The organism is Enterococcus plantarum, assembly GCF_001730295.1.
GTDB classification, from domain to species: domain Bacteria; phylum Bacillota; class Bacilli; order Lactobacillales; family Enterococcaceae; genus Enterococcus_L; species Enterococcus_L plantarum.
Map to the genome: position 1 here is coordinate 73,714 of NZ_MIKA01000012.1, position 24,832 is coordinate 98,545.

Here is a 24,832-nt window from a genome sequence, read left to right on the forward strand (position 1 = left end):
TAAAAAAATCTAAGGGTCAAGAGCAAGACATATTAGCTTTTGCTCCTTCCCTTAGATTAACTACTTATATAAGATGAAATTCACTCATCATAGGTAGACTGGTGAAAAAATTCCATATCTAATCCTTTTTCTTGTTCTTCTGCTGTTGTCTCTATTCTTGTTATTTTTGATGAAACAATTAGAATAAGTCTTGTTATGATGAAGGCATACGCTGCAACGAAGCAGACACCTAAAATTTGAACCAGCAGTGCATTTAAGCCGCTAGCAGTTACTAATGAAGCACCTGTTCCGAAGATACCAATTAAAATAGTTCCAGTGAATCCACCAATACCATGGACCCCCCATACATCCAATGCATCATCCCAACCTTTTTTCTTGCGAAAATCAACAGCAAGGTTACAAATAATTGCTGCGATGGCACCAATGACAATTGCTTCTGTTGGTTTTACATATCCTGCGCAAGGGGTTATCGTTGCTAATCCTGCAACTGACCCCGTCAAAATATCCACAAAATCATAGTACCCCTTCTTAAATTTGGCAAATAAAATCCATACAGTTAAAGATGTAGCAAGTGCAACAAACGTTGAAACAAATGCATTCACTGCTTGAATATCTGCACGTAATGCCCCACCAGAATTAAACCCAAACCAACCAAACCATAAAAGTCCAGTTCCGATTGCAGCGATCATCAAATTATTGTGTTGGCTTTTTTGTTGTTCCGTCAACTTTCTTTGTCCTAAGTATAAGATCGTTGCAAGAGAACCAAATCCAGCCGTCGTATGAATAACTGTACCGCCAGCAAAGTCTTTAAAGTTGAAATTACTTAAGAATCCACCACCCCAAACCCAATGGCAGACAGGAAAATAAATCAATAAATTCCAGCCGATTAACAGTAAAATATACCCTTTCATCGTCAAACGATCTGCAAAAGCCCCTGTCATAAGAGGGACGGTGATCACACAAAACATCAATTGAAAAGCAAAAAACATTAAAAAGGGAATCGTTGCCCCATGTAAAAGGTTCGCTAACGTGCCGACATTTTTCATCAAGAAGAAATCAGCTGGATTTCCGATAATACCATGAAAATCTGAGCCAAATGCTAGCCCAAACCCTCCAAAAATCCACATTAACGTTGTGACTCCAACTGAAACAAATGATTGTCCCATAATGATTAATATATTATTTTTACGTGCCAAACCTCCATAGAAAAAAGCTAAACCTGGTGTCATTAAACACACCATTGCTGTACATAAAATCATAAATGCTGTATCGCCTGTATTAATTGAATTTGACATGAATTCCATTCCTTTCTTTGAATCTATTTCAATATAGTAATTCATTTTGCTACACTACTAGCAAATTATACTATTTGGCGCTCAAATTTGAGCATCAATCAAAGCTTGGACATAAGCAGATTTCGCATGCATCAATTGACTCGTTTCTATCACTTCTTCTAAATGTCCCTCTTTTAAAAAAATAAGTTTGTCACAAAAATAAGTAGCCAGTTCTAAATTATGAGTAACGACTATATAATACAAGTTAAATTCCTTTTTTAAAGCAAGTAACAACTCAAGCATACGGTCCACATTAAATAAGTCTAACGAACTAAAGGCTTCATCCAAAATCAATACCTTTGCTTCCGTTAAGATACTTCTCGCAATACAAACACGCTGAATCTGCCCACCACTTAAGTTTCTTGGCTTCTTGTCTAAGAGTTCTTCAGATAATCCCACTTTATTTAAAACAGTAATTATCTTTTCTTTTGTTTCTTGTGTTTTATTGTTTTTACTAACTGATTCTACTAAGGCTTTTTCTACAGTAAAGTCCGGATTGATTGCAGAGGTGTACTCTTGAAATATCATGCTCACTGGGTTCTTTTGTTTGAGTGGCTCGTTTAGTCTAAATATGATTTCCCCTGACCCTTTATCTGGTTTTTCAATACCAGCTATTAGTTTAGCTAATGTTGTTTTCCCACTACCACTTTCTCCTAAAATACCAATAATCTCTTCTGAAATACAAAGTGAAAACGGCTTTAGTCCACCGTCCATTTTTTCTCTTGGCTTGAATAACCGCTTTTTGTAATACGTCTTTGATAATTGCTCAAGAACTAACCAATTTTCCATCTTTTAATCTCCAAAATGTCGAACCTATTTTATTTTTTATTCTACGCATTTTTACCAAATATGAGGTTGGATCAGTATCCATTTTATCTATTTTTTTGTGTTCAATTTTTCTACCTGCTTCTAAAACCAGCGCCGTATCGCATAAGTAATCTACAATAGCAATATCATGTGTCGCCAAAAGTAGAGTCGTCTCATTTCGTTTTTTTAGCTGCAAGAAACTATCTAGAATTCTCTTTCTATTTATCGTGTCCAATGCACTCGTCGGCTCATCTGCAATAATCACTTTGGGTTTCAAAATAAGTGCTAACCCAATTGCACAGCGCTGTAACGTTCCACCAGATAATTGAAAGGGATATTTGTTTAAAATACTCTCAGGTAAATCCATACTTTCCAATAACTCTTGAATCATATTTGTTCTTTCACTTACAGAAAATCGATTTTCTGTCAATGTTTCTTTCAATTGCACACCCATTTTTTCAATAGGATCAAATGCTTCTGAAGCATTTTGAGGGATGTATGTTAATTCGCGACTTAATACCGCCGAAAAATGAACATTGGTTTTCTCCTGAATAACGATTTTATTTTTAGTATCCGGAAAATAGGCAATTAATCCACCTGAATGAAGTGATTTTGGACAGATTCTCATAATCGTTTTAAGAAGTGTTGTTTTCCCACTTCCACTTGGTGCCAGAATGCCTAAAAACTCATTTCTTTCTACTTGAAAAGTTAGATTAGCAAGAACTTTTTTATTTGTTTTGAGTTCATTTACGGTCAACTCTTCCACTACCAAAATTAGTGTATTTTCCATTACTTTCTCCCTTGTTACTCGCTATTCGCTTCGTTGATTCCTTCTGCAACAGCGTCTCCGATATAATTGAGCATCGCTATCACAAGAAATAGTGTGATCCCAGCAGGAATCATCTGCCAAGGCTCAACTACAGCGATTTCTCTGGATTCGTTTAACATTCTACCCCACTCAGCTGTTGGTGGCTGAATCCCAACCCCGAGAAAAGATAGCGCACTAATACTCATAATCACTGCACTAATATCTAATGTAGAATAAACAATGATTGCCCGAATAATCGGGGGAAAAATGTGTTCTTTAAATACCCATCCTTTAGACTTTCCAGAACTTAGGGAGAAGACAACATAATTTTTTGTTTTATAATTAAGGACTTCTGTCCTGATCATTTTAACGTACCACGGAAATCGTACTAGTGTCAGTGCTAAAATAATCGTCAGTAAACTAGGGCCTAAAATACCAATAATACATAAAGACATCATTTCATTCGGTAAAGAAAGCATCAGGTCACAAAATCGCATCATTGTTGCATCGATCCAACCACCAAACATCCCAGAAATTCCACCAAAAATGAGCCCAATCAAAAGAATCAAGAAAACAATTAAAAAGGAGAGAAGTAACGTCACTCTACCGCCATATAATATCCTCGAAAAGATATCTCGACCTAACATGTCTGTTCCAAAAAAATGTTCACTACTTGGATGAGCCAATTTATTCATAATATCTTGTTTGTTTGGATCATACGGTGACAAGACATTCGCAAAAATAATACCTAACATTAAAAGACTTAAAAAGAGAATAGAAACAAGAACTATTCTATCCTTGACTATTTTTTTCATTACATCCATCAGCTGCCTCGCTCTCTTAGTCTGGGATCAATCCTTTTGTTTAAGGAATCAATCAACAAACTACTGCTAATAAAGAACAATGACATAATGACAATATAGGCTTGCAAAACAGGTAAATCGCGGTTTCTGATTGCATTAATACAGAGAAGCCCCATACCAGGCCATGCAAAAACACTTTCTATAATAATGCTACCAGCAATAAGTTTGGGAATACTCACGCCAATCGAAACAACAGAAGAACGCAAAGAATTTTTCAATAAATGTTTCGTGATCGTTTTTTTTGAAAATCCTCTTGTAAAATAATAGTCGACATATGGCAACTGTTTATTTTGCAATAAATCATTGCGAATCAACCGAATATACGAACTAGAGTAGGCTAAAGAAAGTGTCAATGCTGGCAAGAAAACTGATAATAGCCCTTCGGCCCCTCCCGTTGGTAACCAATTTAGCTTGATAGAGAACAAAAAGATCAGTAACAACCCAAGCCAAAATGATGGAATTGCATTTAAGACAAAGGTGATCAATCTTAAGACTTTTTCAGTCCAATGATTTTGATCATTAGCTGCCAAAATCCCAAGTACTAAACAGGTTACAATAATGATGATCAGTGTCACTAGAGTCAAGAATACTGTATATGGAAAAGCCTCACTGATCATACCAGCAATCGATTTACCAGTAGCATAGCTTTTACCTAAATCCCCTTTTAGAGCCTGTTGAACCCAATCAATATATCTTGAAAAAAAAGGTTGATCTAACCCCAATTCTGAACGCATCTGACGCACATTTTGTTCAGTTGGTGTGATTGCTTGGACTCTTAGTGCTACTTCAGCTGGATCATTGGATAGATACGTCAATAGGAAAAAAGGAATAAACGTTATTAAAAAAAGAAGAAGTAGGATTTTTCCACAATTTTTAATAATAGATTTAATCATTGTCACCCAACTTTCTATCCTTATTCAAAGAACATTTTTTCAAATGGTATTTCATATTGCGAATCATTAAACGTGATATTTTTAAGGTTAGCTTTACCGATTGCTTTCGTTTTCGAATACGAAATTGGGATATATACACATTGCTCGTTGATGTACGTCAAAATTTCGCTATAATCTGTTTGTCTCTGTTTTTCATCTGGCTCAATCATCACTTGTGTGATTTTATCATCCAACCATGCTTTTTTATCCAAGCCTAATTGTGCTTGATAATCTCCATGTGCCGGTATTCGCCAAGAAGAAAGATAAGATTGCGGATCGTAAGGCGTTCCCCACGACAACGAATACTGTAAATCGAACTCTCCATCTTTTTGACGATCAAGAAAATTCTGTTTTTCCTCAGAAATAATGGCTAAGTCCACTCCCACCTCTTTAAGATCCGCTTGAATCGATTGAGCGATCGTTCCTTCTTGTGCATTTTGTGAATTATAGGAAAAAGTTAGTGCTAAAGGTTTATCATCCTTCATACGTATTCCATTTTTTCCTACTTTCCATCCTGCTTCATCTAGTAATTGGTTTGCTTTTTCCACGTTGTAATTATAGCTCTTTAATTCAATATCACAATAAGGAGCCGTTTTTGGCAATAGCGTATCTGCTTTGTCTTCTGAATTGTTTAGTACACCTTTAATAATATTCTCTTTGTTGACTGCGTAAGTTAACGCTTCTCTAACCTTTAGTGAACTCAGATTTTCTCGTTTACTATTTAATAGTATTGCACGAGAGGCTACCGGTTGGCTAGATACGGCTGTAAAAGTATCCTTGTCAGCTTTCATTGCGTTATAGGCATCCATATTTAATTGGTCGCCATCTGCACCATAAATAAGATCAATTTCTCCTTTTTTTAGAGCAAGTAATAATGCTTGTGAATCTGGAATTACTTTCCAATCCACTTCTGAAACTTTTGGTTTTTCACCCCAATAATCTTCATTCACTACAAAGTGTGCATATTGATTGTCCTTGTGTGTTTCCAGTTTAAACGGCCCAGTCCCCACATAGCTTGACACACCCGTTTTAGATCCCCCCTCAATAAAACTTTTAGGCGAGATAAAACGAAATGGCCTAGTCAACCCGAGTTCAATCAAGGTTGGGTAATAGGGATGTTTTAAGGTTAATTTGAAAGTCTCATCATCTACTACTTGTGTCGACTCGATTTCATTCACCATATCTAACCAAGCATGACGTTCCTTATTAGCCAAAACTGCATCAAAATTTTGCTTCACAGCATCTGCATTGAATGCCGTACCATCCGTAAATTTCACATTAGTTTGTAAAGAAAAGGTATATTCTTTACCATCATCAGAAATAGCCCAGCTTTTTGCTAACGCAGGTTTGACTTTTCCCTCTTCATTTTTGGTCAATCCTTCGAAAACCATATTTTGCGCAGCCATTTCTCCGTTATATAAATGCGGATTAATATCTCGTATATCTTTTGTACTACCGTAATTTATTTGATTAGAAGATCGACTCTCTTTTTTTGATGAATTACAGCCTGCTAAAATTAGTAGCATCATAGAGATAGTAAAAAAGAAGACTGGCATCCATTTTCTTTTCTTTGCCAACAACTCATCTCCTTTGCTATTTATTTTGTTGCTTCTATTAGGAATATAGGGGAAAACAAGAAATTAATTTTTTGAATATCACTTAGTAATTGATCATTCATATTCTCATGAATTGTAATAGATTGGAATCCACACTCTTTCAATACCTTCTTATCCCATATAGGACGGGTAATTTTTGATAAAGGCATTTCTTTAGCTAAGTCTTCCATCCAATCAATGTCTGTCCCTTCATAATAATCTTTAACAGCCATCTCTTGCGTCAATTCTCGATTTTTTTCATATTTCTCCCGCAGCGTTTCATCGTAAAGATATTTGTACCAATTTGAATCAAAATTTAGTAAGATTCCTCCTGGTTTTAATACTCGATACCATTCTTTATATGCTTCCTTTGGATTTTCTAGATTCCAAGTGACATTTCTTGTGACAATTGCATCAAAATCAGCTGTATCAAATGTCAACTTATGAGCATCCATCAATGCCCATTCGATTTTTTCAACGAGATCACCCGCATTCAACTTCGCTTGAATCAACATTTCTTCTGTCATATCGATTGACGTCACTTCAAAACCTTTTTCAGCAAGCAATATGGAGAGAAAACCAGGACCAGTACCTATATCAAGAATTTTTTTAACTGGTTTTTCGTTTGCATTAAAAGCACTAAGGATGACATTTTGCCATAATGTTTTTGGTTCTCCCAGTAATTCTTCATGATGCTGTTGTCCATAGGTTTCAGATCTCTTTGACCAGTAATCAATAATTTCATTTTTAAATGTCTTCTTAGCCATTTCCACACTACTTTCCCCTTTTTACTACATAACAGAAAAATACCTCGCCATTTCTTACTAAAAAGTTCGTAAAAACCCTTCTTCTTGTCCATTAATTCTGTATGTAGTTGTCATTTTTACTAAGAATCAATTCAGGATAATGAAGCTGTTCTATTCGAAAATGATTGAGAGCTTGCATCAGGATATAGCGATTTTCTTCTCCACTTTTCCCCAGCGCTCTAAGCACAAAACCAGGTTTTTCTAAACTTGAAATGCCAAAATTGACAGTTGTTTCAATTTTATTTAATTTCTTTCTAATTGTTTCAATAACCTCTTTTGTACAAGAAGGACTGATAATTATCAACGTGTTATAATTCAAGCCGTCTTCAAAATAACCTAGTGCAGACATATCATTTTTCAACGGTTCTGATAGTAAATGGTCATTATAGATTAATTCTTCATCCATAAATATACTTGTTTTCATCTGTAATTCAGCGTATTGAAACGGTTGCTCATCAGCAGACCAGCCCGCTGTTACACCGTCCATTAAAATTAGCGTTGCATTTTCTTTCATCTGAACGATTGTTTCTTGTTTGTAAATTGAATTTTTATAAGGAATTACTTCATCTGTTAAATATTCAAATGTGCTATTTTCTTCTAAAACAAGCTGTGTTTTTTGTGTTGTTTGTATTTTATTGTCACATTTGTATACGTAAGTTGGTGCTTGAGTTGTCACGATAGCATGCGCTTCTTTGGCTACCGTAACATCCAGTTCATATTTCTCTCCCTCAAGGAAACCTCCACCCGTACTAATAAAGAAGTAATATGGTGTTTTCTCAGTCGCTAATGGAATATTCGAGGACACGCGAGAATTGCCCTCATGATAAATTCTAGACGCAATGGTTCGGTTATTACGATTGGTAAATGCCATTTCAATAAGTCCGTCTGTATCTTGCCTCATATTATAATCCTTCTAGTAAAACATTTTTACGGATCCATTCATTTACGGCTGCTACCCCTTCTTGATCCTTTAAGTTAGTAAATAAAAAAGTATTATCTTCTCGAAAAACCTCGGTGTCTTTTTTCATGACATCTAAATCAGCACCAACATACGGAGCCAAATCGATTTTATTGATGATAAATAAATCACTCTTGATCATTCCTTGACCTGCTTTTCTAGGAATTTTTTCTCCTTGGGCCACATCAATAATATAAATAGAGGAATCGACTAATTCTGGACTAAACGTTGCGGCTAAATTATCCCCACCACTTTCCAAAAAAATTACATCTAAATCTTCAAATCGTTCTTCTAATTGTTCAATAGCTGCAAAATTCATTGATGCATCTTCACGAATTGCTGTATGTGGACATCCTCCAGTTTCTACACCGATAATACGATCTTCACTTAAAACAGAGTTATCACATAAGAATTTTGCATCTTCTTTTGTATAGATATCATTGGTTATTACTGCGACGTTCAAATCCTCATTCATTTGTCTAACTAAACGTTCAATAAGTAATGTTTTCCCTGATCCAACAGGTCCACCGACACCAATTATTACTGTTTTTTTCATCTGTTATTTCCTCCCTATGACATAAAAAGTCTGAATACTTGTGTTTCATGGTTAATTTGTGACAATTCGATTCCAGGTACATTGGCTCCTAAATAAGATGCGTCCAATTGCTTCATTTCTGCTACTATCTCTTCTAGAAGTGGGATTGTTCTTTGTAGAATTAATTGCCCGCTTTTTTGCCCTAGAGGGACTGCTCTGACAGCGTTTTGAATCATCGTAGAATTTATACTATAGCCATAAAGTAAGATTGCTTCATCTGCATCCAGTCCTTTATAATGAGCAAAAATAGCAAAAACAATCGCTGGATTTCCATAAACAGTAGCCTTTTTGATTTGTTGCTTATAATCATCTAGTAATGGAATATCATGTAAGGTTTGAACTAGGTCAATCATTTGCTTCGCAATCATTTTTGTCCCATTTCTTGTTTCAGCTGCTTGTGAGGAACATGTAATGATTTTATCGTATTCCCAAATTACTTCTATTTTTTCTTCTTCCAAAGCTTTAAAACAAAGATTTATAAGTAACCCTTCACCGTATTTAAATTGTGTTTTTAAATACGTATCTAACCAAATTTCAAAATCATCTGCATTCGTTATTTTATCTGTTCTCAAATAATTTTCCATACCAAAGGAATGATTGAATGTCCCAATAGGAAAAGTGGAATCGCAGACTTGTACAACATCTAAAAAATTTTCAAACCTTTTTACATTAATGTTCATGCGACAAGTCCACATGTTTCAAAGCTTTTTTCAACTTGATTTTTTTAATCTCGTAGTCTATGCCCTTTTTATTTAAAAGATCAACTACAGTTGGATCTACTTCTAAAACAATTTTCCCGTCTTCTACAACAACAGGTTTATGTGTATTTCCAAGTAAGTGAGCAATTTCGCCCATTTCATCCATCGTTGACGGTTTAATGATAATCATTTCTTCAGAGCGTACCGCAATGACTAATATGTTATGGTCATCGACAAAAAAGATAGAACCATTACGCAACGCTTCACTTTCACTTGTTAACCGAATACCATAATCGTTGCCATGATCTGTGGTTACCCTTAAAATTCTTTTGTTTAAATCATCACTGTTTAATCTAACCGTTTCAACATGATATTTCGTAATATCATCGATTTCATCAAGATTTGAATCAATAGTTGTCAAAATCATATTCTTCCTCCTGTAATAACATATTGATAATTTAACAGAACAAAAGTGGCATTAGCTTCCTTAAAATTTCTTCTAAATGTATATAGATATCATTTTTTTAAAAGAATTTTTGATAGCTTGCCACTTTTGTCCCAGCATTTTTCTGTTTAGAATAGGTAATATCTTTGGCTTAACGCCACAGTGTCGACGGGATCACAAGTAATCAATTCGTCATCAATCTTCACATCAAATGTATGAGGGTCAACAGTAATCGTTTTTGGACTGAAATTATTTAATTTCATGTCTCGCTTGGTTAAGTTTCTTGTATTATGAACAGGTAAAACTACTTTTTCAAGTCCAATGTTTTCCTTGATTCCATGATCGTATGCAAACTGTGAAACGAATGTAATATTTGTGGCAGTCACAGCCTTGCCGCATGCCCCAAAGAGATCTCTCATTAGACGAGGTTGTGGTGTAGGTAGACTTGAACTTGCATCTCCCATCACACCATAACTAATCATGCCCATTTTTAAAACCATTTTGGGTTTTGCTCCAAACTTCGCTGGTTCCCAAATGACTAAATCAGCATATTTACCTACTTCAACGGATCCAATATAATCTGATACACCGTTTGTGATTGCTGGATTTATTGTGTATTTTGCAATATATCGTTTGATTCGATTATTATCGTTAAATTCACTATCTCCATCTAATGGTCCACGTTGTTTTTTCATTTTATCGGCCAATTGCCAACAACGCATTGCAACTTCACCAACACGTCCCATAGCCATTGCATCAGAAGTCATAATACTTAGTGCGCCCATATCATGTAAAACATCTTCTGCTGCAATCGTTTGTTTACGTACACGAGATTCTGCAAATGACACGTCTTCTGGTAATTTCGGATCCAAGTTATGACAAACCATGACCATATCAAATAGTTCACTGATTTCATTAATCGTATAAGGATTTGTTGGATTCGTTGATGAAGGCAATACATTATCGTGCCCCGCTACTACCATGATATCTGGTGCGTGTCCACCACCTGCACCTTCAGTATGGAATGTATGCACTGTTCGTCCTTGAAAAGCATCTAACGTATTTTGAACGAATCCCCCTTCATTAAGCGAATCAGTATGAACCGCAAATTGAACATCGTATTGATCAGCAGCTTTCAGTGAATTATCAATTCCAGCAGCAGTTGCGCCCCAATCTTCATGGTTTTTTATCGCCATGGCACCCGCTTCAATTTGTTCTGCAATCGTTTCAGGTACAGCACCCGCACCTTTTGCCATAACACCAATGTTGATTGGTAAGTTTTCGGCTGACTGAAGCATTCGTTCGATATGCCATTTACCAGGTGATGTAGTCGCTGAATTTGTTCCATCAGCTGGACCTGTTCCCCCACCGAATAATGTTGTAATGCCATTATCAAGTCCCGCTTGTGCTAAACCTGGTGAAATAAAATGAACATGAATATCCAATCCACCCGCTGTTACGATTAGACCCTCAGCAGAAATTGCTTCCGTACTAGCACCAACAACAAAGTCTATGTCATCCATATTATCTGGATTTCCGCCTTTACCAATGGCGATGATCTTACCATCGCGGATCCCTATATCCGCTTTAATAATTCCTGTATAGTCAATGATTGTTGCATTGGTGATAATTGTATCTACAACCAGTGGATTTGCTGCACGGGTTTCTGTAGCGCTTTGCCCCATGCCATCTCTCAAAACTTTTCCTCCACCAAACTTGCTTTCTTCACCGTGAATCGTATAATCCTTTTCAATTGCTGCAAATAAATCCGTATCTCCTAATCGAACACTATCCCCGACTATTGGGCCAAACATTTGCGCGTATTTACTTCTATCCATTTTAAAGCTCATATTTTTCCCTCTTTTCAGCTATTTTGTGCGGTCATCATCTAAAAAACCATTTATTTTATCATTGAACCCATAAATACGGCGTTTTCCACCTACGTCAATCAAATTCACTTTACGGGTTTCACCTGGTTCAAAACGGATTGCAGTACCTGCAGGTATATCTAGACGTTTGCCTCTTGCTTTTTCACGATCAAATTTCAAGCCTTCTTCGTTTGCTTCATAGAAGTGAAAATGTGACCCCACCTGAACAGCTCGATCACCAACATTTTTCACCTCTAAAGTGATGGCATCATACCCTTCATTACATACAACTGGCTCTTTTGCTAACTTATATTCTCCTGGAATCATAACTTTTCCTCCTTCATCGAATCATTAAAATGAATTTATTGGATTGGATCATGAACGGTAACTAACTTTGTTCCATCTGGAAATGTTGCTTCTACTTGAATCATTGGAATCATTTCTGAAATACCTTCCATGACATCTTCTTTTGTTAAAAGATTTCTACCCTCGTTCATTAATTCAGAAACTGTTTTTCCTTCACGTGCGCCTTCTAAAATCAAATCCGTAATCAAAGCGACACTTTCTGGATGATTCAACTTTATTTTTTTGTCTTTTCTGCGTTGGGCAATCATTGCTGCCAAGCTGATCATCATTTTTTCTTGTTCTCTTGTTGTTAATTGCATAATAAATGCTCCCTTCTCATTTTATTTTGGCCATAAATCAAGTAGCATCAAGAATCCAGGAATCCAAGCAGTAATGATTCCTTCCCCTACTGATAGATAACCCACAAATTTCCCCAGATTTTTTCCGAGTGTATTTTCAAGAAATCCTGTAAACCAAAGAATTCCCCAGAGAAACCAAATTATTCCGTATAACGTATTTCCGCCATACCCATAAAAACATAATATTCCTGCTGGAATCGCGTTGATTGCTACAAATAAACTGAACCAGCCATAAAGCTTCTGATCTAAATCAAACATTGAATTAATTGCTGTATAGAGATACGTAAACGCAAATAATAAACCAGTCGCACTGGCATAAAACCACGATGAATCTTTATTCGCTACTATCCCGTAAGAAAGAGCTACCAGGTTTAAAAGTAAACTTAATCCACCTGTAAATAGATTCATCACCACGACTGATTTATCTTGTGTTCCTTGTAATCGGTAAAGACCATTGCTTATTAACACCATTCCTACATACAATAAAATAACACCAAGCATTTTTATCCTCCTATCTTCATTCAAATACGTTATTTATTAATTTATATACTATTTCTATACAATATACGTATAAAAGATTGTTTTATGGAAGCTTTGAAATGAGTAATCTATCAAAATGAGTAATTTTCCGATAAACCCCAACTAAATTTAATTGACTTAAAAATGATTTTATAACGATTTATCATATGGAATACCTTATCTACAAAAATCAAAATAGCATGTTACACCAGCATTTAACCCTAAAGAAAAGGGAATTATTCTGCTCCATCGATTATTCTTTCCCAATCGGTTTTATGAATTATATCTTACTCCTGTATACTGAAATATACAAATATTTTTCACGTTTTTAAATTTTTTTAAGAATTAATATAAAATAAAAAAGGAGAGTAGCTACAACTCTTTGAGTTATAGCTACTCTCCTTTTTTATAAAACGTTTGGTTATTTTACTCATAAAAAACTTATTCATTCATATCTTACTTCAACCAAATACAATCCTTCCGGATGTGCAGTTGGTCCAGCTAAATTCCGATCTTTAGCGGCAATGATTTCAGGAATTCTTGTTTCATCCATTCGACCATTTCCCATTTTAAGAAGTGTTCCTACCAATATTCGGATCATCTTATACAAAAAACCATCTCCACGAAATGTAAAAACCAGTTCGTCTCCCGCTTCATTGATCTCAAGTCTTGCTTCATGAATCGTTCGAACTTTGTCCTCAATCTCGGTACCAGAAGCACAAAATGACGTAAAATCATGCGTTCCAACTAAATCAGTCAATGCTCTTCGAATCTTTTTAATATCCACTTCATAAGGAAAGTAGCTAGCGTAGAATCGTTTAAACGGACTTCTTGGTTTCCCGATATCTACCCGAAATTGATAAATCTTCTCAACAACATGATAACGAGCATGGAAATCATCTGGTACGATTTCTACACTTTTAACAGCGATATCTTCAGGTGTTTGAGTATCTAGAGCATAACGCATTTTTTCCAAATCTCTCGTCTGTGGATAATCAAAATGAATCACCTGCCCTACAGCATGAACACCTGCATCCGTCCGACCAGATCCAAAAATCGTGATTGTTTTGCCATTGTTCATTTTTCTTACTGTTTTTTCAACTTCTGCTTGAACTGTTCGTCCATTTGGTTGAGACTGAAATCCATTAAAATTGGTTCCATCATACGCAATAACTGCTTTATAGCGCGGCATTTCTTTTCCACCTTTACTTCTAACTTCTTATAAAAATCAATACTACTGTTAATACAGCGAATGCGAGCATCACGACCGTATCTTTTAAATGCCAATGAAGAATCCGATATTTTGTCCGACCGTCCCCACCTTGATAACCACGTGCTTCCATTGCCGTTGCTAAATCTTCTGCTCGATTAAAGCTGCTGACAAATAACGGAATCAATAGTGGTACAACAGCTTTCATTTTTTGAATCAGATTTCCCTCACCAAAATCGACGCCACGAGCACGCTGAGCATTCATGATTTTCTCTGTTTCATCCATCAAGGTTGGTACAAAGCGCAATGCGATCGACAGCATCAATGACACTTCATGCACAGGAAAACGAACTACTTTTAACGGACGTAATAAATACTCGATCGCATCTGATAAATCCAGAGGTGGTGTTGTCAATGTTAATAATGTAGACATGAAAATAATCAACACAAAACGACAGAAAATAAACAACCCATTAATTACCCCAAATTCAGTGATTGTAAAAATTCCCCACTTAAAGTAAACTTCTCCGCCTTGGGTAAACAACATCTGTAACGCAACCGTGAACAGAATCAACCAAATCAGCGGTTTGATTCCCCGAATAAAGAAACGGATATTCACTTTGGATAGAAAAATTGCAAATAATGTAAAAATAGCTAAGACACCATATGTTTGCCAGTTATTCGCTAAAAATATAATGCCAATAAAATAAAAACTAGCAATCAATTTGGCTCTTGGGTCCATCGTATGAATAAATGAATCACCAGGAATATAACGCCCAAAAATCAACTTATTCATCACAGGTCTTCACCTGCCTTTTTTAGTCCTTTTAATAAATCCTCTGCTAGAGCTTCTGCGGTCAACGGTAATTCTTCAAAAGAAAAACCTTTTGCTAACAATTGCTCTGCAAAAGTCGCAGCCGTTGGTACACCTAATTGTTTTCCTTTCAACCAGTTAATATCTTGAAAAACTTCTTGGGGTGTACCTGCCTTAACAACCTGACCTTGTTCTAATACGATGACATGATCTGCATAATTAGCTACATCATCCATTAAATGAGTCACCAAAACGATTGTCATGCCGCGCTCTTCGTGGAGGCGTTGAAACATGGCCATCATTTCTTTACGTCCTTGTGGATCAAGCCCAGCTGTAGGTTCATCTAAAACCAATACTTCTGGTTCCATCGCCAAGACTCCCGCAATCGCCACCCGACGCATTTGCCCTCCTGATAATTCGAATGGTGAACGTTCTAGATAACTTGCCTCCAGACCAACCAACTCAAGCATTTCAGCAGCTAATCGTGCAGCATCTTCTCCTGATACACCAAAATTCTTCGGTCCAAAAGCAATGTCTTTCGCTACAGTTTCTTCAAACAGTTGTGCTTCTGGAAATTGAAAAACAATTCCCACTTTTTTACGAATCGGCTTTAAATTTTTATTATTTGTTTCAGGAACAATCACTCGATCTCCAATCGTCACTGTCCCTTTTGTTGGCTTTACTAGAGCATTTAAATGTTGCAACAATGTCGATTTACCACTACCTGTATGCCCAACGATTGCTGTATAAGAACCATTTTCGATTGTCAAATTCAAATCAAATAATGCCCGCTGTTCAAATGGTGTATTGGGTTGGTACGTAAAATCTACTTGTTCAAAACGGATGTCCATAGCCAATCCACCATCCTTTCTTCAGTCAAATATTCATCTGGCACATCAACGCCTCGTTGTTTTAAGGCAATTTTTAACTTTTCTGGAAAAGGAAGATCTAAACCCATCTGAATCAACTCAGTTCCTGCTGAGAAAATTTTCTCGGGTGTGCCTTCACTGACAAGTTCCCCTTGCTTCATGACTAAAATCCGATTTGCATTTGCTGCCTCATCAATATCATGCGTAATTGAAATAACTGTCAAATTACTTTCTTCTTTAATTTTTTTGATTGTCGAAATCACTTCATCTCGTCCCTCAGGATCAAGCATACTTGTTGCCTCATCCAAAATGATGATATCTGGACGTAACGCCACAACACCCGCAATCGCTACGCGTTGTTTTTGACCGCCAGATAAACGAGCTGGTTCACGTGTGGCAAAGGTACTCATTCGCACCTTTTCTAGCGCATCCTTAACTCTGACAAGCATTTCCTCACGCGGAATCCCTTGATTCTCTAAGCCAAATGCAACATCATCTTCTACGGTTGATCCTACAAATTGATTATCTGGATTTTGAAAGACCATCCCAACCATCTTGCGGATATCCCAAACATTGGTTTCATTCAGCTCTTTGCCACCAACTGAAATACTTCCTGAAGCGGGTAACAATAATCCGTTGATTGTTTTTGCTAATGTTGATTTCCCTGATCCATTATGTCCAATAATTGCAATCCACTCACCTTGTTGGATGGAAAAAGATACATCTTTCAAAGCGGGAGAAGCATCTTCTGGTTGATAGTTAAAATCGATATTTTTTAATTCAATTATCGGTTGCATCGCGTACTCCCTCAATTATTTAGTCTTACTAACACTAACAAAAAATCAGTGTTTTTTCAATCATCTATTCTTATCTTTGTACTATTCTATATTATAACAAAATAAGTCGATTTATGTGTATTCTTATCTGTCAAGACAGAAAGTTTTTTAGGAACATCCAGTTATTTACTTATTGACAATAAAAAAAGATGAAAGAAAACTAAATTAGTTTTCTCACATCCCTTTTACTATTCCTACTTTTCATTGTGGCAATAATTATTTATTCAAATACTCAAATGCATATTGTGCATATAATTCCGCACCGATCTCCATAGCATCTTCATCCACATTGAAACGTCCATGATGATGAGCCCATTGCGTATCTTTCTCTGGATTTCCGCAACCTACTAACGCAAAACAACCAGATGTATTCTCTGTAAAGTAACTGAAATCTTCTCCTCCTGTGGTCGGTGGTTCTTGAATCAATGCTGATTCACCAAAGCTTTCTTTGATGATTGCTTGAGCAAATAATGCATCTTCTTCATCATTGATTACTGGTACAGTCCCGTAATTATACTCTACTATAGCTGTACCGCCATAAACAGCCGCCGTTTGTTCAGCATAGCGTTTTAAAGCTTTTTCCACACGATCACGCGTCTCAATACTAAAACAACGTACAGTGCCATCTAAACGAGCATTTTCAGCGATGACATTAAATCGAGTACCAACATCCATTTTACCTACAGTCACTACGACTGGATCAAGCGGATTGGTTTCTCTAGAAACAATTGTTTGGACATTCATCACAAAAGAAGAAGCAATCACAGCAGCATCTACACAAGCATCTGGCATGGCGCCGTGTCCGCCACGTCCTTTAAAGTCGATTGAAAAAATATCTGCTGAAGCAAAAGACGAGCCCACAACACAAGAAGCTGTTCCAGAAAGCATCTGTGACCAAATGTGAATCCCAAAAACATCATCCACACCCTCTACAGCTCCTTGGGCAACCATTGCTTTAGCTCCTTGAGCATTTTCTTCTGATGGCTGAAAGATAAAGCGAACGGTTCCCTTGATCTCTGCTTGTACTTCTTTTAAAGCTTTCGCTGCAGTCAAGAGCATTGCTGTGTGAGCATCGTGACCACAGGCATGCATTTTTCCATCTTCTAATGACTTATAAGAAATACCATCTGTTAATTCTTGAACGGGTAAAGCATCCATGTCCGCTCGCAACGCAACCGTCTTTCCAGGTTGACCCCCAACAAGCTCCGCAATGATTCCTGTAGGTTCCGTCTTGCGATAAGGAATACCGATTCTATCTAACGTTTCAGCAACTTTTTCTGTTGTTCTAAATTCTTCAAACTGTAATTCCGGATGTTGATGTAAATCTCTTCTAAAATCTATCATTTCCTTTTTGTACTTTTGAACCAACTCTTTTAATTCTTTCAATTTATTCCCTCATTTCTATAGACTTAATAAAATACTCGAAAAGATACCTGCTAACACAACCGAAACAATCGTAACTGTTATAAATCCAGCGACTAACATCGGTGGCATCATATGACTTGTCAATGCTTCTTTTTCCTTTTCATCTTCGGTTAATGACTGAATAACTTCATTGGTGATAATGTAATCTGCTGGAAAGCCATATAAAGCAGTTAATGAGACTGCAAAAGCCATTTCTTTACTCACCCCTAAAAACTTCCCGACAATTGCAGAAAAGACATACATCCCTATCACACCGATCACAATAATACCCACCATCGGTAATAATAATTCCTCTAGCATTTCTGGTGTTGCTTTTTTTAAGCCATCAAAAATAAAAAGCATTAATCCCAAAATAGCAAAACCAAAGCTATTCGCTTTTTTCAATGGTTGTTTTTCCAAAAAGCCTAATGTAGATGCCACAACACCTAAGAATAAGCATAAAACAAACGGGCTAATTGTTACAAAAGGTGCACACCAAACTGAAACGTAATACGCAATTAAAGTCACGATCGCCAAACGAAAGATTCGTGAAAAATCTGTATGGTATTTTTTAGGAACCTTGGTAAACATCTTAGGTGTACCTTCATCTGTTTCAGACGCTTCATTCTCTTGTTCATGAACCGGTGTCCATTCCCCACTGCGGTATTTTTCAAGCATTCGTTTTCCTTCTTTTTTCAACATGATCGACGTTAACGGATAACCTGCAAATCCTTGCATCACATAAATCAAAATAGCTAATACTGATAATGAGGTTAGACCGGCTGATTGCGCCGCTTCTGACATGATCAGTGAGGATACGATCCCTCCAACGAGTGGTGGAACAGCAACTAGAACCGTTTTAAAATCGAAAAACAATGAACCCACTGTTAATAATAATACAACAATTCCTACAATTCCTGAAAATGTGATTACGATTGTTTTCCATTGATTTGCTAGTTCCTTGATTGATAATAATGTTCCCATATTCGTAATTAACAAATACATCAATAATGTTGCAACGACTGGTGGAATTCCCGCAATCTCAACGATATTTTCTGGAAAAAATGTCCAGTAACCAATAATAAATAATACTGCACAGATAAAAACAGATGAAACCCATGCTTTGGTTTTGATTGAGACAACATCCCCAATATACAAAATGGCCATCAATAGCGTAAAAGCTGTCATTTGTGCCATATTACTCCCCCTTTTTATAGCTCATTTATTTTGTCTGAAAATTCCGACTAACGAAAGTATACTAAAGATTACACTTAGATGCAATAACATAACAAATATTATTGAATTTATCCTTATGCAAAAAAGTCCTAAGAAAAATTCTTAGGACAAAAAAATACACCTTATACTATGATGAGTGCTTCCCTGCCAAATCAAGTCTGGCAGGGAAAGCGTTGAGCTAGACTAGGAGTCGCCTCCAACATCATAACACTCTAAAAGAATCATCTATAAAGTGACGGTATAGTTTGATTATTTAACAAATTCGATAATTACCATTGGTGCTGCATCTCCGCGTCTTGGTTCTGTCTTCAAGATACGAGTGTAACCACCTTGGCGTTCAGCGTAACGAGGTGCAAGATCATTGAATAACTTTTGTAAAGCTGATTCAACAACGATTTTTTCATCTTCTTCACGTACACTAGCAACTTCGTTTCGTACAAAAGTAGCTGCTTGACGACGAGCATGAAGATCTCCGCGTTTGCCTAAAGTAATCATTTTTTCTGTAGTTGAACGAATTTCTTTCGCACGAGCTTCAGTCGTAACGATACGTTCGTTGATAATTAAATCAGTAGTTAAGTCACGCAACATTGCCTTACGTTGGCTTGATGTGCGTCCTAATTTACGATAACCCACGTTGGTTTTCCTCCTTCGTAAAAAGTATTAATCGTCTTTACGTAAGCCTAAACCTAAATCATGTAGTTTTAGTTTAACCTCTTCAAGAGATTTACGACCTAAATTACGTACTTTGATCATTTCTGGTTCAGATTTATTTGTAAGTTCTTGTACAGTGTTAATACCTGCACGTTTTAAACAATTGTATGAACGAACAGACAAGTCTAGTTCTTCGATGGTCATTTCTAGCATTTTTTCTTTTTGTGTTTCTTCTTTTTCAACCATGATTTCAGCGTTTTTCGCTTCATCAGTAAGGTTAACAAAGATGTCTAAATGCTCCGTCATAATCTTAGCAGCTAAGCTAAGGGCTTCTTGAGGAATGATTGAACCATCAGTCCATATTTCCATTGTTAATTTGTCGAAGTCATCACGACGACCAACACGAGTGTTTTCTACTTGGTAGTTTACACGACGAACTGGTGTATAGATGGAATCAACAGGTAGAACACCAATTGGCATATCTTCCTTTTTGTTCTCGTCTGCTTGAACATAGCCACGACCAGGTTTCACTGTTAAGCGAGCATGGAAAGTAGCTCCTTCAGAGACACTACAGATAATTAAATCTTTATTCAAGATCTCAACATCGCTGTCAACGATAATATCGCCAGCAGTTACTGTAGCAGGTCCTGTAATATCGATCTCAAGGGTTTTTTCTTCTTCTGCATAAAGCTTTAATGCTAACCCTTTGATATTCAAGATAATTTGAGTTACATCTTCTCTTACACCTTTAATGGTAGAGAATTCGTGCAACACACCATCGATTTGAATATTGGTAATAGCAGCTCCCGGTAAAGAAGATAATAAAATACGACGTAGAGAATTGCCTAAAGTAGTCCCGTAACCTCTTTCCAGTGGTTCAACGACGAACTTGCCATAATCTCTATTCTCATCAATTTTTTCGATTCTTGGTTTTTCAAATTCAATCATTCTTATCTATACCCCTTTCAAAACGAAAAGTGTCTTGTTCAATGACGTTCTTAATTCAAACTCAGAATGAGTGGCACTCATTAAACACGACGGCGTTTTGGAGGGCGGCATCCATTATGAGGAACTGGAGTCACGTCACGAATTGCAGTCACTTCTAAACCTGTTGCTTGCAATGAACGAATAGCTGCTTCACGTCCAGAACCAGGTCCTTTAACTGTTACATCAACAGTTTTAAGTCCGTGTTCTTGTGCTGCTTTAGTTGCAGCTTCTGCTGCCATTTGAGCTGCAAACGGTGTTGATTTTTTGCTTCCTTTAAAACCTAATGAACCTGCAGATGACCATGCTAATGCATTACCATGACTGTCAGTGATCATTACAATTGTATTATTGAATGTAGAATGGATATGTGCAATCCCAGTTTCTATATTCTTTTTCACACGGCGTTTACGACTAACTTTTTTTGCTGCCATGAGGATCTAACCTCCTTCACTTAGGAATTATTTTTTCTTGCCTGCTACAGTACGAGCTGGGCCTTTACGAGTACGTGCATTGTTTTTCGTGTTTTGTCCACGAGTTGGTAATCCACGACGGTGACGGATTCCACGGTATGAACCGATTTCCATCAAGCGTTTGATGTTCAAGTTCACTTCACGACGAAGATCACCTTCAATTTTTAACTTATCAATTTCCGCACGGATAGCATCTGTTTGTTCGTTCGTTAAATCGCGAACACGAATATCTTCAGATACGCCAACGTTTGCTAAAACTTTTTTAGCTGTAGTGTTACCAATACCAAAAATATAAGTAAGGGAAATTACTACACGTTTATCACGAGGGATGTCTACTCCTGCAATACGAGCCATTCTACGTTACACCTCCTATTATCCTTGACGTTGTTTATGTTTTGGATTTGCTGGGCAAATGACCATAACACGTCCTTTACGGCGAATTACTTTACAATGTTCACACATTGGTTTTACTGATGGTCTTACTTTCATGATAATACCTCCCTGAATTTTACGGAGTACAATTATTTAAAGCGATAAGTGATTCGACCACGAGTTAAATCATATGGAGATAACTCTACAGTTACTTTATCTCCAGGTAAAATTCGAATGTAGTGCATACGGATCTTACCGGAAACAGTAGCAAGAACTTGGTGTCCATTTTCTAGTTCAACTTTAAACATTGCATTCGGCAAAGTTTCGACGACTGTACCTTCGACTTCAATCATATCTTCTTTAGCCACGCACAGTACCTCCTTGTACTTGTTTCGCATTTTCACACGATAAAATGGCGGAAACTTCAGCTCCCACCTAGAATTTTCAATTAAGCTTCCACAAAAAGGTAGAAGTCGGACTGATACATTCTATCATAAACTATTCTATTTGGCAAGAGAATCTGTATCAAACAAAATGGTAAGTTTGCGGCAATTCAGAAAACTATTTTTTTTCAATGATTTCTTTCACTTCTGAAAAAACAGTATCGATCTCGCGATTCCCATCTATTGTATGCAATACATTTTTAGCCTTATAAAAGTCTAAAATTGGTGCACTGCTTTTGATGTTGACTGCCAGACGGTTTTTGACCGTTTCAGGCTTATCATCTTCTCTTTGATAAAATTCATGTCCGCCGCAACGATCACATGTCCCTTCCACAGTAGGAGGATTGAAGATTTTATGGTAAGTTGCTCCACATGAACGGCAGATAAACCGTCCTGCTAAGCGTTCAACTAAAATTTCCTCTTCAACATGGATGTCGATGACAGCATCAATTTTTTTATTTAATTCTACTAACATTTTATCTAATGCTTCTGCTTGATCCAAAGTACGTGGAAAACCATCTAATAAAAAACCTTTATCAGTATCAGGTTCTGCCAAACGTTCTTTGACAATTCCATTCGTTACATCGTCTGGAACCAAAGCACCTTTATCGATATAAGATTTCGCTTCTAAGCCAAGAGCAGTTTCGTTTTTCATAGCAGCACGGAACATATCTCCTGTAGAAATATGAGGAATACCATAAGTATCCACGATCTGTTCTGCTTGAGTACCTTTGCCTGCCCCAGGCAGTCCCATTAAAATGAGGTTCATTTCATTTCCTCCTAATTTTAAAGGCTGGCTTTTGAAGCTAGCCCAGAAAGAGAATGGTGCTGAGGCAATCCCTCAACACACGACTCTTACTTATTGATAAAGCCAACATATTGACGTTTCAACATTAAACCTTCTAATTGTTTCGCTGTTTCTAATGCAACACCTATCACAATCAGTAAGCTCGTTCCCCCAAGACCGATAGACTGCGGTAATTTCCAGATCATTTGAGCAATGATTGGCAATAGCGCAACTAGGCCTAGGAATATCGAACCGACAACACTTAGTCTCATTAACATTCCAGAAATATATTCTTCTGTCCCTTTACCTGGTCGTACACTTGGAATATAACTTCCTTGTTTTTGCAAGTTTTCCGCTAATTTCTCAGGGTTAACTTGAACAAAAGCATAGAAGAATGTGAAAGCAACGATCAGTACAGTATAAATAATTGCACCTGGAACGGTATTGTAACTAAAAATTTGTGTCATTACATCATACCAACCTTCACCAGAATAACTCTTAGAAAAGGCTTGTAAAACAGCATTCGGCGTTGCAATCAATGAACTGGCAAAAATAACTGGGATAACCCCCGCAGCATTTACTTTTAACGGTAAATAACTACTAGTCGGCGCACCTGAAACACGTTTTGTATATTGGATTGGAATTTTTCGTTCTGCTTGCTGGAAAAACGTTACTAATGTAACGATAACCAAAATTGCAATAATTAAAATTGCAATAAAAATAGCAGATTGCCAAATTCTAGAAGATTCAATATTGATAAAGTAATCGTCAACGATTTCTTTGATACCTTCTGGTACCCGAGAAATAATCCCGGCGAAAATAATCATTGAAACCCCATTACCGATTCCTTTTTCAGTAATTTGCTCTCCTAACCACGTAACAAACATTGTTCCACCAGTTAAAATGACAGAAATCATCACAAACGTGCTGATGTTAGGATTTTTTACGATCCCAACTGAACTTAATTGTTGAAATCCAGCAGTAATCCCAATAGATTGAGCAATACCCAAGACAATCGTTAGATACCTTGTTGCTTGATTCAATTTCTTACGTCCAACTTCACCTTGCTTAGACCATTCTACGAATTTTGGTACGATATCCATTTGTAATAATTGAATGATGATCGATGCTGTAATATAAGGCGAAACCCCCATCGAGAAGATGGAGAAATTTTGCATCGCACTACCACTGACCATATTCAACATATTTAAAAATGGCAAATTGCTTAAGTCTTGCAAACCTTTTGCATTTACGCCTGGTACAGTTATATGCGCACCTAAACGAAATACAAAAAGAATGAATACAGTAAACAAAATTTTTGATCTAATGTCTTTGACTTTAAAAGCGTCTTTTAATAGTTTAAACATTAGATCACCTCGATTGTTCCACCAGCTGCAACAATTGCTTCTTCTGCTGCTTTAGAGAATTTAGCTGCTTTCACAGTTAATTTTTTAGTTGTTAGTTCACCATTAGCAAGAACTTTGATCCCAGCTTTTTCGTTTTTCACGATTCCAGCTTCGATCAATCCAGCAGGTGTTACTTCAGTTCCATCTTCGAAACGATTTAAGACATCTAGGTTGATGACTGCATAATCTTTACGGTTAATGTTCGTGAAGCCACGTTTTGGTAAACGACGGAATAATGGAGTTTGACCCCCTTCAAATCCTAGTCTTACACCACCGCCTGAACGAGCTTTTTGCCCTTTTTGTCCACGGCCGGCAGTTTTACCATTACCAGATGAAGTACCACGTCCAACACGGTTACGTACTTGGCGTGAACCTTCAGCAGGTTTCAATTCATGAAGTTTCATTGGTTTGGCAC

The 24,832-nt window shown here is 36.8% G+C and carries 30 protein-coding genes; all 30 read right to left on the reverse strand.

The annotated features are described in order from the left end of the window. Window positions 1–80: 80 nt before the first annotated feature. Window positions 81–1,295, reverse strand: coding sequence for an ammonium transporter (locus BCR22_RS05820; protein WP_069654041.1), 1,215 nt, complete (start codon window positions 1,293–1,295; stop codon window positions 81–83). 81 nt (window positions 1,296–1,376) lie between these two features. Further along, a complete protein-coding gene (locus BCR22_RS05825; protein WP_069654042.1) occupies window positions 1,377–2,123 on the reverse strand; it encodes an ABC transporter ATP-binding protein in 747 nt (248 codons plus the stop codon). After that, window positions 2,101–2,931: an ATP-binding cassette domain-containing protein gene (locus BCR22_RS05830; RefSeq protein WP_069654043.1), complete on the reverse strand. Its 831-nt coding sequence runs from the start codon at window positions 2,929–2,931 to the stop codon at window positions 2,101–2,103. The genes BCR22_RS05825 and BCR22_RS05830 overlap by 23 nt, the downstream gene beginning before the upstream one ends. 14 nt (window positions 2,932–2,945) lie before the next feature. Further along, window positions 2,946–3,764 carry an ABC transporter permease gene (locus tag BCR22_RS05835; RefSeq protein ID WP_167351509.1) on the reverse strand — a complete coding sequence of 273 codons (819 nt, stop codon included), beginning with the start codon at window positions 3,762–3,764 and terminating at the stop codon, window positions 2,946–2,948. Window positions 3,765–3,772: 8 nt separating this feature from the next. After that, a complete protein-coding gene (locus tag BCR22_RS05840) occupies window positions 3,773–4,705 on the reverse strand; it encodes an ABC transporter permease (protein ID WP_069654207.1) in 933 nt (310 codons plus the stop codon). 20 nt (window positions 4,706–4,725) lie between these two features. Beyond that, window positions 4,726–6,321 (reverse strand): nickel ABC transporter substrate-binding protein, encoded by a 1,596-nt coding sequence (gene nikA, locus BCR22_RS05845; protein WP_205634349.1) that lies wholly within the window; start codon window positions 6,319–6,321, stop codon window positions 4,726–4,728. Between the two features lie 20 nt (window positions 6,322–6,341). After that, window positions 6,342–7,106: a class I SAM-dependent methyltransferase gene (locus BCR22_RS05850; protein ID WP_069654209.1), complete on the reverse strand. Its 765-nt coding sequence runs from the start codon at window positions 7,104–7,106 to the stop codon at window positions 6,342–6,344. Between the two features lie 91 nt (window positions 7,107–7,197). Further along, window positions 7,198–8,046 carry an urease accessory protein UreD gene (locus tag BCR22_RS05855; protein ID WP_069654045.1) on the reverse strand — a complete coding sequence of 283 codons (849 nt, stop codon included), beginning with the start codon at window positions 8,044–8,046 and terminating at the stop codon, window positions 7,198–7,200. Between the two features lies 1 nt (window position 8,047). After that, a complete protein-coding gene (gene ureG, locus BCR22_RS05860; protein WP_069641212.1) occupies window positions 8,048–8,659 on the reverse strand; it encodes an urease accessory protein UreG in 612 nt (203 codons plus the stop codon). A gap of 14 nt (window positions 8,660–8,673) precedes the next feature. Beyond that, entirely contained in the window at window positions 8,674–9,378 is a 705-nt protein-coding gene (locus tag BCR22_RS05865; protein WP_069654046.1) for an urease accessory protein UreF, read from the reverse strand. Continuing rightward, window positions 9,368–9,823: an urease accessory protein UreE gene (locus BCR22_RS05870; RefSeq protein ID WP_069654047.1), complete on the reverse strand. Its 456-nt coding sequence runs from the start codon at window positions 9,821–9,823 to the stop codon at window positions 9,368–9,370. The genes BCR22_RS05865 and BCR22_RS05870 overlap by 11 nt, the downstream gene beginning before the upstream one ends. Window positions 9,824–9,969: 146 nt before the next feature. Then, entirely contained in the window at window positions 9,970–11,691 is a 1,722-nt protein-coding gene (ureC, locus tag BCR22_RS05875) for an urease subunit alpha (protein ID WP_069641209.1), read from the reverse strand. A gap of 18 nt (window positions 11,692–11,709) precedes the next feature. Next, the gene (locus BCR22_RS05880) at window positions 11,710–12,036 is read right to left on the reverse strand and encodes an urease subunit beta (protein ID WP_069641208.1); all 327 of its coding nucleotides are present in this window, start codon (window positions 12,034–12,036) and stop codon (window positions 11,710–11,712) included. Between the two features lie 35 nt (window positions 12,037–12,071). After that, complete coding sequence (locus tag BCR22_RS05885) at window positions 12,072–12,374, reverse strand: urease subunit gamma (RefSeq protein ID WP_069641207.1); 303 nt, start codon at window positions 12,372–12,374, stop codon at window positions 12,072–12,074. Window positions 12,375–12,395: 21 nt separating this feature from the next. Next, a complete protein-coding gene (locus BCR22_RS05890) occupies window positions 12,396–12,914 on the reverse strand; it encodes an AmiS/UreI family transporter (RefSeq protein WP_069641206.1) in 519 nt (172 codons plus the stop codon). Window positions 12,915–13,377: 463 nt separating this feature from the next. Next, window positions 13,378–14,124 carry a tRNA pseudouridine(38-40) synthase TruA gene (gene truA / locus BCR22_RS05895; RefSeq protein ID WP_069654048.1) on the reverse strand — a complete coding sequence of 249 codons (747 nt, stop codon included), beginning with the start codon at window positions 14,122–14,124 and terminating at the stop codon, window positions 13,378–13,380. 19 nt (window positions 14,125–14,143) lie between these two features. Next, window positions 14,144–14,941, reverse strand: a complete 798-nt coding sequence (locus BCR22_RS05900) for an energy-coupling factor transporter transmembrane component T family protein (protein WP_069654049.1) — start codon at window positions 14,939–14,941, stop codon at window positions 14,144–14,146. Further along, complete coding sequence (locus BCR22_RS05905) at window positions 14,938–15,807, reverse strand: energy-coupling factor ABC transporter ATP-binding protein (protein WP_069654050.1); 870 nt, start codon at window positions 15,805–15,807, stop codon at window positions 14,938–14,940. The genes BCR22_RS05900 and BCR22_RS05905 overlap by 4 nt, the downstream gene beginning before the upstream one ends. After that, the gene (locus BCR22_RS05910; RefSeq protein WP_069654051.1) at window positions 15,783–16,622 is read right to left on the reverse strand and encodes an energy-coupling factor ABC transporter ATP-binding protein; all 840 of its coding nucleotides are present in this window, start codon (window positions 16,620–16,622) and stop codon (window positions 15,783–15,785) included. Before BCR22_RS05910 ends, BCR22_RS05905 begins: the two co-directional genes overlap by 25 nt. A gap of 255 nt (window positions 16,623–16,877) precedes the next feature. Then, window positions 16,878–18,047 (reverse strand): M20 family metallopeptidase, encoded by a 1,170-nt coding sequence (locus BCR22_RS05915; protein WP_069654052.1) that lies wholly within the window; start codon window positions 18,045–18,047, stop codon window positions 16,878–16,880. A 15-nt stretch (window positions 18,048–18,062) separates the two neighbouring features. After that, window positions 18,063–19,262, reverse strand: coding sequence for a hypothetical protein (locus BCR22_RS05920; RefSeq protein WP_069654053.1), 1,200 nt, complete (start codon window positions 19,260–19,262; stop codon window positions 18,063–18,065). 288 nt (window positions 19,263–19,550) lie between these two features. Further along, window positions 19,551–19,934 (reverse strand): 50S ribosomal protein L17, encoded by a 384-nt coding sequence (gene rplQ / locus BCR22_RS05925; protein ID WP_010761666.1) that lies wholly within the window; start codon window positions 19,932–19,934, stop codon window positions 19,551–19,553. Between the two features lie 27 nt (window positions 19,935–19,961). Continuing rightward, on the reverse strand, window positions 19,962–20,900 hold the full coding sequence (locus tag BCR22_RS05930; protein WP_010761667.1) for a DNA-directed RNA polymerase subunit alpha: 939 nt from the start codon (window positions 20,898–20,900) through the stop codon (window positions 19,962–19,964). 80 nt (window positions 20,901–20,980) lie between these two features. Beyond that, entirely contained in the window at window positions 20,981–21,370 is a 390-nt protein-coding gene (gene rpsK / locus BCR22_RS05935; RefSeq protein WP_010761668.1) for a 30S ribosomal protein S11, read from the reverse strand. Between the two features lie 27 nt (window positions 21,371–21,397). Further along, a complete protein-coding gene (rpsM, locus tag BCR22_RS05940; RefSeq protein WP_010766211.1) occupies window positions 21,398–21,763 on the reverse strand; it encodes a 30S ribosomal protein S13 in 366 nt (121 codons plus the stop codon). An 18-nt stretch (window positions 21,764–21,781) separates the two neighbouring features. Further along, window positions 21,782–21,898, reverse strand: a complete 117-nt coding sequence (rpmJ, locus tag BCR22_RS05945) for a 50S ribosomal protein L36 (protein ID WP_002288710.1) — start codon at window positions 21,896–21,898, stop codon at window positions 21,782–21,784. Between the two features lie 32 nt (window positions 21,899–21,930). Continuing rightward, the gene (gene infA / locus BCR22_RS05950) at window positions 21,931–22,149 is read right to left on the reverse strand and encodes a translation initiation factor IF-1 (protein ID WP_002356224.1); all 219 of its coding nucleotides are present in this window, start codon (window positions 22,147–22,149) and stop codon (window positions 21,931–21,933) included. Between the two features lie 193 nt (window positions 22,150–22,342). Next, complete coding sequence (locus BCR22_RS05955; protein WP_069654054.1) at window positions 22,343–22,993, reverse strand: adenylate kinase; 651 nt, start codon at window positions 22,991–22,993, stop codon at window positions 22,343–22,345. Window positions 22,994–23,079: 86 nt separating this feature from the next. Continuing rightward, entirely contained in the window at window positions 23,080–24,378 is a 1,299-nt protein-coding gene (gene secY, locus BCR22_RS05960) for a preprotein translocase subunit SecY (RefSeq protein ID WP_069654055.1), read from the reverse strand. Beyond that, entirely contained in the window at window positions 24,378–24,821 is a 444-nt protein-coding gene (gene rplO, locus BCR22_RS05965; protein ID WP_069635452.1) for a 50S ribosomal protein L15, read from the reverse strand. The genes secY and rplO overlap by 1 nt, the downstream gene beginning before the upstream one ends. Between the last annotated feature and the right edge of the window lie 11 nt (window positions 24,822–24,832).

Coding starts and splice junctions, on each gene's coding strand:
- BCR22_RS05955 (WP_069654054.1), bottom strand. CDS start 22,993: ATGAACCTCATTTTAATGGGACTGCCTGGGGCAGGCAAAGGTACTCAA.
- BCR22_RS05825 (WP_069654042.1), bottom strand. CDS start 2,123: ATGGAAAATTGGTTAGTTCTTGAGCAATTATCAAAGACGTATTACAAA.
- ureG (WP_069641212.1), bottom strand. CDS start 8,659: ATGAAAAAAACAGTAATAATTGGTGTCGGTGGACCTGTTGGATCAGGG.
- BCR22_RS05840 (WP_069654207.1), bottom strand. CDS start 4,705: ATGATTAAATCTATTATTAAAAATTGTGGAAAAATCCTACTTCTTCTT.
- BCR22_RS05885 (WP_069641207.1), bottom strand. CDS start 12,374: ATGCAATTAACAACAAGAGAACAAGAAAAAATGATGATCAGCTTGGCA.
- rpsK (WP_010761668.1), bottom strand. CDS start 21,370: ATGGCAGCAAAAAAAGTTAGTCGTAAACGCCGTGTGAAAAAGAATATA.
- BCR22_RS05880 (WP_069641208.1), bottom strand. CDS start 12,036: ATGATTCCAGGAGAATATAAGTTAGCAAAAGAGCCAGTTGTATGTAAT.
- BCR22_RS05910 (WP_069654051.1), bottom strand. CDS start 16,622: ATGCAACCGATAATTGAATTAAAAAATATCGATTTTAACTATCAACCA.
- ureC (WP_069641209.1), bottom strand. CDS start 11,691: ATGAGCTTTAAAATGGATAGAAGTAAATACGCGCAAATGTTTGGCCCA.
- BCR22_RS05835 (WP_167351509.1), bottom strand. CDS start 3,764: ATGAAAAAAATAGTCAAGGATAGAATAGTTCTTGTTTCTATTCTCTTT.
- rpmJ (WP_002288710.1), bottom strand. CDS start 21,898: ATGAAAGTAAGACCATCAGTAAAACCAATGTGTGAACATTGTAAAGTA.
- secY (WP_069654055.1), bottom strand. CDS start 24,378: ATGTTTAAACTATTAAAAGACGCTTTTAAAGTCAAAGACATTAGATCA.
- BCR22_RS05830 (WP_069654043.1), bottom strand. CDS start 2,931: ATGGAAAATACACTAATTTTGGTAGTGGAAGAGTTGACCGTAAATGAA.
- BCR22_RS05820 (WP_069654041.1), bottom strand. CDS start 1,295: ATGTCAAATTCAATTAATACAGGCGATACAGCATTTATGATTTTATGT.
- truA (WP_069654048.1), bottom strand. CDS start 14,124: ATGCCGCGCTATAAAGCAGTTATTGCGTATGATGGAACCAATTTTAAT.
- BCR22_RS05905 (WP_069654050.1), bottom strand. CDS start 15,807: ATGGACATCCGTTTTGAACAAGTAGATTTTACGTACCAACCCAATACA.
- BCR22_RS05930 (WP_010761667.1), bottom strand. CDS start 20,900: ATGATTGAATTTGAAAAACCAAGAATCGAAAAAATTGATGAGAATAGA.
- BCR22_RS05890 (WP_069641206.1), bottom strand. CDS start 12,914: ATGCTTGGTGTTATTTTATTGTATGTAGGAATGGTGTTAATAAGCAAT.
- BCR22_RS05870 (WP_069654047.1), bottom strand. CDS start 9,823: ATGATTTTGACAACTATTGATTCAAATCTTGATGAAATCGATGATATT.
- rpsM (WP_010766211.1), bottom strand. CDS start 21,763: ATGGCTCGTATTGCAGGAGTAGACATCCCTCGTGATAAACGTGTAGTA.
- BCR22_RS05850 (WP_069654209.1), bottom strand. CDS start 7,106: ATGGCTAAGAAGACATTTAAAAATGAAATTATTGATTACTGGTCAAAG.
- rplO (WP_069635452.1), bottom strand. CDS start 24,821: ATGAAACTTCATGAATTGAAACCTGCTGAAGGTTCACGCCAAGTACGT.
- BCR22_RS05920 (WP_069654053.1), bottom strand. CDS start 19,262: ATGGCACAAATGACAGCTTTTACGCTATTGATGGCCATTTTGTATATT.
- BCR22_RS05865 (WP_069654046.1), bottom strand. CDS start 9,378: ATGAACATTAATGTAAAAAGGTTTGAAAATTTTTTAGATGTTGTACAA.
- BCR22_RS05855 (WP_069654045.1), bottom strand. CDS start 8,046: ATGAGGCAAGATACAGACGGACTTATTGAAATGGCATTTACCAATCGT.